This is a genomic window from Inquilinus sp., from assembly GCF_057815775.1.
On record NZ_JBYRFX010000393.1, the window covers coordinates 1 to 7,153 of the forward strand.

The window sequence follows — 7,153 nt, forward strand, 5'->3', positions numbered from 1 at the left end:
AGCGCATGTAAAACCCTAAAATATGCTATATCGTCTGACTTAGGGCGGATCGGCCAAGCGAGTCCCGTGTTGGTGCAGAGGGCGTGAAGCCCCTCGCGTCGCGGGATGGCCGTTCGCAACGAAGGAAGAGGACCGGGTTATCATGACGGGTACCGCCGACCAGAGCGCCGCGCTCAGCGCCGCCTGGGCCGAGCCCTGGCAGTCCGCCGCCGAATACTGGGTCGACGCGACGCAGCGCACGGTGCTGTTCTGGGACGTGCTGCGCCAGCGCGGCAACCAGTACCTGACCCATGCCGCGGACCCGACGCCGCATGTGCTGTCCTACGAGTTCGAGCTGATCCTCGACGGCCGGACGCTGGAGCGGCCCTGCAACTACATGCTGGTGCAGATCGTGCCGCCGGCTGGCGTGACGGTCGACCCGGACAAGCGGCCCTTCGTCATCGTCGACCCGCGTGCCGGCCACGGCCCGGGCATCGGCGGCATGAAGCCGGAAAGCCAGATCGGCCGGGCCCTGCGCGCCGGCCATCCCTGCTATTTCATCGGCTTCCTGCCGGTGCCGGTGGCCGGCCAGACGCTGGAGGATATCGGCCGGGCCGAAGCCGCCTTCCTGCGCGTGGTGACCGAGCGGCACCCCAGGGCCGAGGGCAAGCCCTGCGTCATGGGCAACTGCCAGGCCGGCTGGGCCCTGGCGATGCTGGCCGCGGTCAAGCCCGACATCGTCGGGCCGATGATCCTGGCCGGCGCGCCGCTGTCCTACTGGGACGGGCCGCGCGGCAAGAACCCGATGCGTTATCTCGGCGGCCTCGCCGGCGGCGGCTGGCCCGCGGCGCTCAGCGCCGATCTCGGCCATGGCCGCTATGACGGCGCCCATCTTGTGCAGAATTTCGAGATGCTGAACCCGTCCAACACGCTGTGGTCGAAGCAGTACAACCTGTACACCAAGATCGACACCGAGGTGCCGCGCTACCTCAGTTTCGAGAAATGGTGGGGCGGCTATGTCCTGCTGAACGCCAACGAGATCGAGACCATCACCGAGGATCTGTTCGTCGGCGACAAGCTGACGGCCAGCCAGCTCGAGACCTCGGATGGGCGCAAGATCGACCTGCGCAACATCAAGTCGCCGATCCTGGTGTTCTGCTCGCAGGGCGACAACATCACCCCGCCGCAGCAGGCGCTGGGCTGGATCCTCGACCTGTACGATTCGACCGACGACATCGTCGCCAATGGCCAGACCATCATCTATGCCATCCACGATGACATCGGCCATCTCGGCATCTTCGTCTCCGGCCGCGTCGCGGCGAAGGAGCACAACGAGTTCATCCAGAACATCGACCTGATCGACGTGCTGGCGCCCGGCCTGTACGAGGCCGTCATCACCGAGATGCAGCCGGACGATCCCCATTCCGACCTGATCCGCGGCGACCATGTCGTGCGGTTCGAGGCGCGCAGCATGAACGACCTGCGGGCGCTGGGCCTGAACAACTCCGAGGAAGATCTCGCCTTCGCCACCGCGGCAAAGGTGTCGGAGATCAACAGCAAGCTGTACGGCAGCCTGGTCCGGCCCTGGATCCAGGCGATGTCGAGCGAGCCGGCGGCGGAGCTGGGGCGGCGGTTGAGCCCGCTGCGGCTGCAGTACTCGCTGTTCTCGAATCGCAACCCGGCGATGCTGCCGGTGGCGATGGCCGCCGAGCAGGTGCGCGAGCACCGGCAGCCGGCGGCGGCCGACAACCCGTTCCTGGCCTTCCAGGACATGATGTCGAACCAGATCGTGACCATGCTGGACGGCTGGCGCGACATGCGCGACCGCTGGATCGAAAGCAGCTTCTACGGCATCTACGGCAACCCGGTGCTGCAGGCGCTGCTGGGCATCGACGAACGCACTTTGGCCGAACGCCGCCCGCCGCGGCGGGCCGAGACCGAAGAGGTGATCGAGGGTCTGCGCGGCAAGGTGGGCGAGGGCGACATCCGCGCCGCGGTGCTGCGCGCCATCCTCTATGTCATCTGGCCGATGCGGGCGGTGGATGAGCGCGGCTTCGCCACGCTGCGCCAGCTCTATGCTGACAGCTTGCCGGGCCACTGGGACTCGCTGGCCGAGTTCAAGGAAGCGGTGCGCGAGCAGTACCTGATCCTGCGCTGGCTGCCGGAAGCGGCGCTGGAGACGCTGCCGGTGCTGCTGACGGCCGACGCCGCGACCCGGAACCTGGCCTTCACCGTGATCGAGGCCGCCGTGTCCGCCTCCGGCCCGGTCGCCGGCGAGGTCAAGCTGCGGCTGGAGCAGATGCGCGAGACCTTCACCGCCGAAGAGCCGGCTGCGGTCGAAGAACCGGCTGTGGTCGAGGAACCGGCCGCCGCGCCGATCGAGGTCGAGGCGCCGAAGGTCCGGCGCGGCCGCACCGGACGGACGCTGAAGGTGGTGCAGTAAGCTCTGGGCGACGGCCGGGCGAACACCCGGCCGCCTTCGCCTACCGCTGGTAGCTGCCGGCGAAGCGGCCGTTCTTGCCGCAATAGGCGGCCTCGCAGCCATGGTCCGCCAGCCGGGCCTGGCCGGGGCTGAAGCTCATGTCGATCGAGCAGTGCTGGTCGTCGCCCAGCGGCGTGTCGGGGTCGGTCCAGCGGACGCCGCCCTTGGCGGCCGCGACGTCGTCGAGGTCGAGCTGGCAGGCCGGAAGGGCCGGTGCGGCGCCCACCGTGTCGATCCGGACCGAGGCGGTGCCATCCGGGAACGGCACCGCCGTCATCCAGCCGGTGCCGTCGAGATAGCCGTAGACGCCGAGCGTCCGGCCCTTGTCGTACCCCGCCGACAGCGCGGCGAAGCGGGTCATGTACTGGCCGCTCAGGCAGTTGCGGCGGCCCTCGGGCGGGCAGGCGTTGCGCTGCGCCAGCCAGGCGCGCTGGCCGTCGCGCAGCGGCTTGCCGCCGCCGGCCTGCAGCGCCGCATACAGCCGGCCCATGGTGTGGTCCAGCCAGGACAGGGCCGGATCGGCACAGATCGCCTTCTCGACCGCGCTGCCGGCCTTGGCGCAGTCGAAGCTCGGCGCGGTCTGGGCCATGGCGGGGGCCGCGACGAACAGGGCGAGGGCGGGCAGCAGGAAGCGGATGCGCATGGGACCTCACACCACGTGGTCGAATGGGACGACGGGACCGACGGCATAGCCCTGGGCCCGGTCGATCCCCAGGCCGCGCACGATCTCCAGCGTCTCCTCATCCTCCACCGATTCGGCGACGGTTCGTGCGCCGAGATCATGGCCGATCTCGTTGATCGACCGGACGATGGCGTGGTCGACCGGGCTGCCGCGGATGCGTCGGATCAGGCTGCCGTCGATCTTCAGCACGTCGACCGGCACCTGGCGCAGATAGGTGAAGGAGCTGACGCCGGTGCCGAAATCGTCCAGCGCGATGCCGCAGCCGGCCGCCCGCGCCTTGGCCACGAATTGCGAGGCCGCCGACAGGTTGTTGATCAGCGCCGTCTCGGTGATCTCGAAGTGCAGCCGCAGCGAGGGCAGGGGCGACCGCTGCAGCTGCTCCTGCACGAACGGCCACAGCCGCGGATCCTGCAGGCTGTGGGCGGACAGGTTGAGGGCGATCGAGAGGTTGCCGGCGATGATCCGCTCGCCATAACGGGCCAGCGCGGTGCGGATCACCCAGCGGTCCAGCGCCGCCATCAGGTCGTAGCGCTCCGCCGCCGGGATGAAGCCGCCCGGTTCGAAGATCGTGCCGCTGCCGTCCTCCAGCCGCAGCAGCAGCTCGAAATGCCGGGTGCCGTCGCCCGGGCGCAGGTCGCGCGCCTCCTGGGCGAACAGGCGGAAGCGGTTGGTGTCGATGGCGTTGCGGATGCCCGAGGCGCCGAGGATCTGGCGCGGATGCACCGGGATCGCCTCGTCCTGGCCCTCATAGATCAGGACGCGGTTGCGGCCGGCGGCCTTGGCGGCATAGCAGGCGGCATCGGCCTGGGTCAGCAGCTCGGCCGGGCGGGGCGAGGCCTCGGTGATCGCGGTCAGGCCGGCACTGGCGCCGATGACATGGATCCGCCCGTCCCAGGGGAAGCGCAGCGCTTCCACCGCATCGATCAGGGTGCGGACCACCGTCACCGCGTCGCCGGCGGTGCAGTCCTCCAGCAGCAGGGCGAATTCGTCGCCACCCAGCCGGGCCGCGAAATCGCCGACGCGGCCGCTGCTGCGGATCATGCCGGCGACCTCGCGCAGCAGCGCGTCGCCCGCGGCGTGGCCGGCGCTGTCGTTGACCGCCGTGAAGCGGTCGAGGTCGAGGAAGCACAGCACATGGGTGCGTTTATGCTCGCGCGCCTGCTCCCAGGCCTGCTGCAGCCGCGGTTCGTAGGCGGTGCGGTTGGACAGGCCGGTCAGCGGGTCGTGCAGGGCGGAATGCACCAGCTCGCGCTGCAGGGCGCGCGCCTTGGTGACGTCCTGGAACACCAGCACCGCGCCGACGATCTCGCCGGCCGCGCTGCGCACCGGCGCCGCCGAATCCCGGATGTGCCGCTTCTCGCCGCCACGGCTGGTCAGCGTCGCTTCCTGCTCGAGATAGAATGGCTCCCGCCGGTCGAGGCTTTGCCGCACCGGGTCGGGCACCGGGGTGCCGGTGGTCTCGTCGACCAACTGGAACACATCGGTCACGGGCCGGCCCAGCGCGTCGCCCTGCGGCCAGCCGGTCATGCGCTCGGCGACCGGGTTCATGAAGCTGACGCGGGCCTCGGCATCGGTGCAGATCACCGCGTCGCCGATCGAATTCAGGGTGGTCCGCAGCCGCTCCTTCTCGCCGGCCAGCGCCTCGGTCAGCCGCTTCAGCGCGGTGATGTCCGTGTGGGTGCCGACCTTGCGCAGCGGCTCGCCGGTGGGGGAGCGCTCGACGACTTGGCCGCGGGACAGGATCCAGACCCAATGGCCGTCCTTGTGGCGCATCCGGTATTCGATCTCGGGGTCGCCGCGGCCGGCGGCCTCCATGCTGCGTTGCCGGTCGTCGGGGTGGAGGCGGGAACTCCAGATGTCGATGCCCTCGCCGATCTCGTCATCGGCATAGCCCAGCATTGCCTTCCAGCCCTGGGAAAAGAAGTCGCGGCCGGTCCGGAAATCATAGTCCCAGACCCCCTGTCCGGCGCCGTCGAGCGCGAAGCGCCAGCGCTGCTCCGCCGCCGCCAGCGCCTGTTCCGCCGTCTCGCGCTGGGCCTCGGCGTAAATGAGTTCGAGATAGCCCTCGATGATCTGGCGGAACTGCAGCACCAGGTTCCGGTAGAACGCCGTATAGGCGTTCTCCTTGTTGTCGAGCAGGCAGATGGTGCCGAACGGCGTCCGGTCGGGCCAGGAGATGGGATAGCCGAGATAGGAGATCATCCCGCGCTCGATGTCGGGATTGCGGCTCCACAGGGTGTCGGTGACGGCGTTGGCCACCAGGAGTTCGTCCCGGCTGCGGATCACGGTCTCGCAGTAGAGGCCCGACCCCGGAAGCTTTTCGGAGTCCCCGGCATGATAGGGGTTGCCGGGCGTCCGGCTGGCGACGAAAACCTCGATCTGGTCCCCGACGATGCGCATGATAAGGCCGGACGGGACGCCGGCGATCTGCGCCATGATGTCGACGATCTCCTGCCACTTCGCCTGAACCGCGTCGGGCACGGTCAGCTGCATGTCCCGCCCATTTGTGGTTGCCGAAGATCGATCGTGATCCCGCTCCCGGCCCGGAGTCCAGCGGTGTGTGCTATTACATACGGACAGGGGTCGGCCGGGCCGATCTCAGCCCAGGGCGCGGATCGCCGCCACGGCCGCCTGCGGGTCGGCCCAGCCCTCGGCCGCCACCCGCCGGAAATCGGCAACGGAGAGGGCGGCGACGCAGGGGATTTCCATCATCTCGGTCCACCATGCCACCAGCTCCGGGTCGGCGTCGAGGCCGATGAAATCGGCCCCGGCCTCGCCGGCCTCCATCGCCTCGTGCCGGCTGGCTCCGGCCAGCACGCCGACGATCGCCTGGGCGCCGACGGCCTTGCGGGCCGCGGCGTAGCCACCGGCCTCGACCACGACACCGTCGCAATGCGATGTCGCGGCCAGGGCGGCGTCGCCGCGTAGCAGGAAGGCGACGCCGGCCTCCTGTGCGATGTCGCGCAGCCGGTGCCATGCGGCACTGGCCGCGGGGGCAGGCACGGCCATCTCGGCGCAGGCGACATCGCCCGCGCCGATCGCGGCAGTGAACGCCGCCGGATCGAGGTCCGGCGGGATCACGAGATAGAGGCGGGCGTCGCTCAGGGGATTACTCCGTGCCCTGGAAGTTGCGGACGTGGGTGTCGAGCAGCTCCAGCGCCTCGTCCCGCGGCCGGCGGAAGCAGTTGCGGCCGATGATCGACCCGTTGCCGCCACCGTCGCGGATCGCGCGGGCGTCGTCTAGCACCGCGGCGGTGTCTTTGGCGGCACCGCCGGAGAAGACGACGATGCGGCGGCCGGCGAAGCAGGAGCGCATCACCTCCGCGACACGCTCGGCCTGGGTGCCGATCGCGATCTTGGCGCCGTCGAATTCCTTCTTGGCTTCCTTCTGCTCAATGAAGGCGCTCGGCAGCTTGACCTTGATGACATGGGCACCGAGCTGGCTGGCGAGATGGGCGGCATAGGCCACCACGTCCATCGCGGTCTCGCCGTCCTTCGTAATGTTGCCGCCGCGCGGATAGGACCACAGCACCGTCGGCAGGCCGACCGCCCTGGCCTCGCGGATCAGCTCGGCGATCTCCTCCATCTGCTCCAGCCCCTGGTCCGAGCCGGGATAGATGGTGAAGCCGATGGCGGTGCAGCCCAGCCGCAGCGCGTCCTCGACCGACCCGAAGATCGCCTGGTCGGCGTCTTCCTTCAGGCGGGACAGGCTATTGGAGTGGTTCAGCTTCAGGATGGTCGGCACCTGGCCGTACAGCTTGCCGGTCGAGACCTCGAGCTGGCCGAGCGGGGCGGCATAAGCGTTCAGCCCGGCATCGATCGCCAGCTGGTGGTGATACAGCGGATCGTAGCCGCCCGGATTGATGGCGAAGCTGCGGGCGGGGCCGTGCTCGATCCCCTGGTCGACCGGCAGGATGATCATCTTGCCGGTGCCGCCGAGACGGCCATTCATCAGAAGCTGCGCGAGCCGGGCCTTCACCCCCGGGTTTTCGCTGTCGTAGTTCGACAGG

5 protein-coding genes are annotated in these 7,153 nt (G+C 69.4%); 1 reads left to right on the forward strand and 4 read right to left on the reverse strand.

Annotation, left to right across the window (positions count from 1 at the left end):
• Positions 1-142: 142 nt before the first annotated feature.
• Entirely contained in the window at positions 143-2,422 is a 2,280-nt protein-coding gene (locus tag AC3XYG_RS14150) for a DUF3141 domain-containing protein (protein ID WP_489140480.1), read from the forward strand.
• A gap of 40 nt (positions 2,423-2,462) precedes the next feature.
• Here AC3XYG_RS14150 and AC3XYG_RS14155 read toward each other — a convergent pair whose 3' ends face one another.
• The 4 genes from AC3XYG_RS14155 to AC3XYG_RS14170 all read right to left on the reverse strand — a co-directional run bounded on the left by AC3XYG_RS14155 (position 2,463) and on the right by AC3XYG_RS14170 (position 7,152).
• Positions 2,463-3,104 (reverse strand): lysozyme inhibitor LprI family protein, encoded by a 642-nt coding sequence (locus AC3XYG_RS14155; protein WP_489140481.1) that lies wholly within the window; start codon positions 3,102-3,104, stop codon positions 2,463-2,465.
• 6 nt (positions 3,105-3,110) lie between these two features.
• Complete coding sequence (locus AC3XYG_RS14160) at positions 3,111-5,636, reverse strand: EAL domain-containing protein (protein WP_489140482.1); 2,526 nt, start codon at positions 5,634-5,636, stop codon at positions 3,111-3,113.
• Positions 5,637-5,741: 105 nt separating this feature from the next.
• Positions 5,742-6,224, reverse strand: coding sequence for a thiamine phosphate synthase (locus AC3XYG_RS14165; RefSeq protein WP_489140483.1), 483 nt, complete (start codon positions 6,222-6,224; stop codon positions 5,742-5,744).
• Positions 6,225-6,252: 28 nt separating this feature from the next.
• Positions 6,253-7,152 (reverse strand): class I fructose-bisphosphate aldolase, encoded by a 900-nt coding sequence (locus AC3XYG_RS14170; RefSeq protein WP_489140484.1) that lies wholly within the window; start codon positions 7,150-7,152, stop codon positions 6,253-6,255.
• Position 7,153 lies beyond the last annotated feature (1 nt).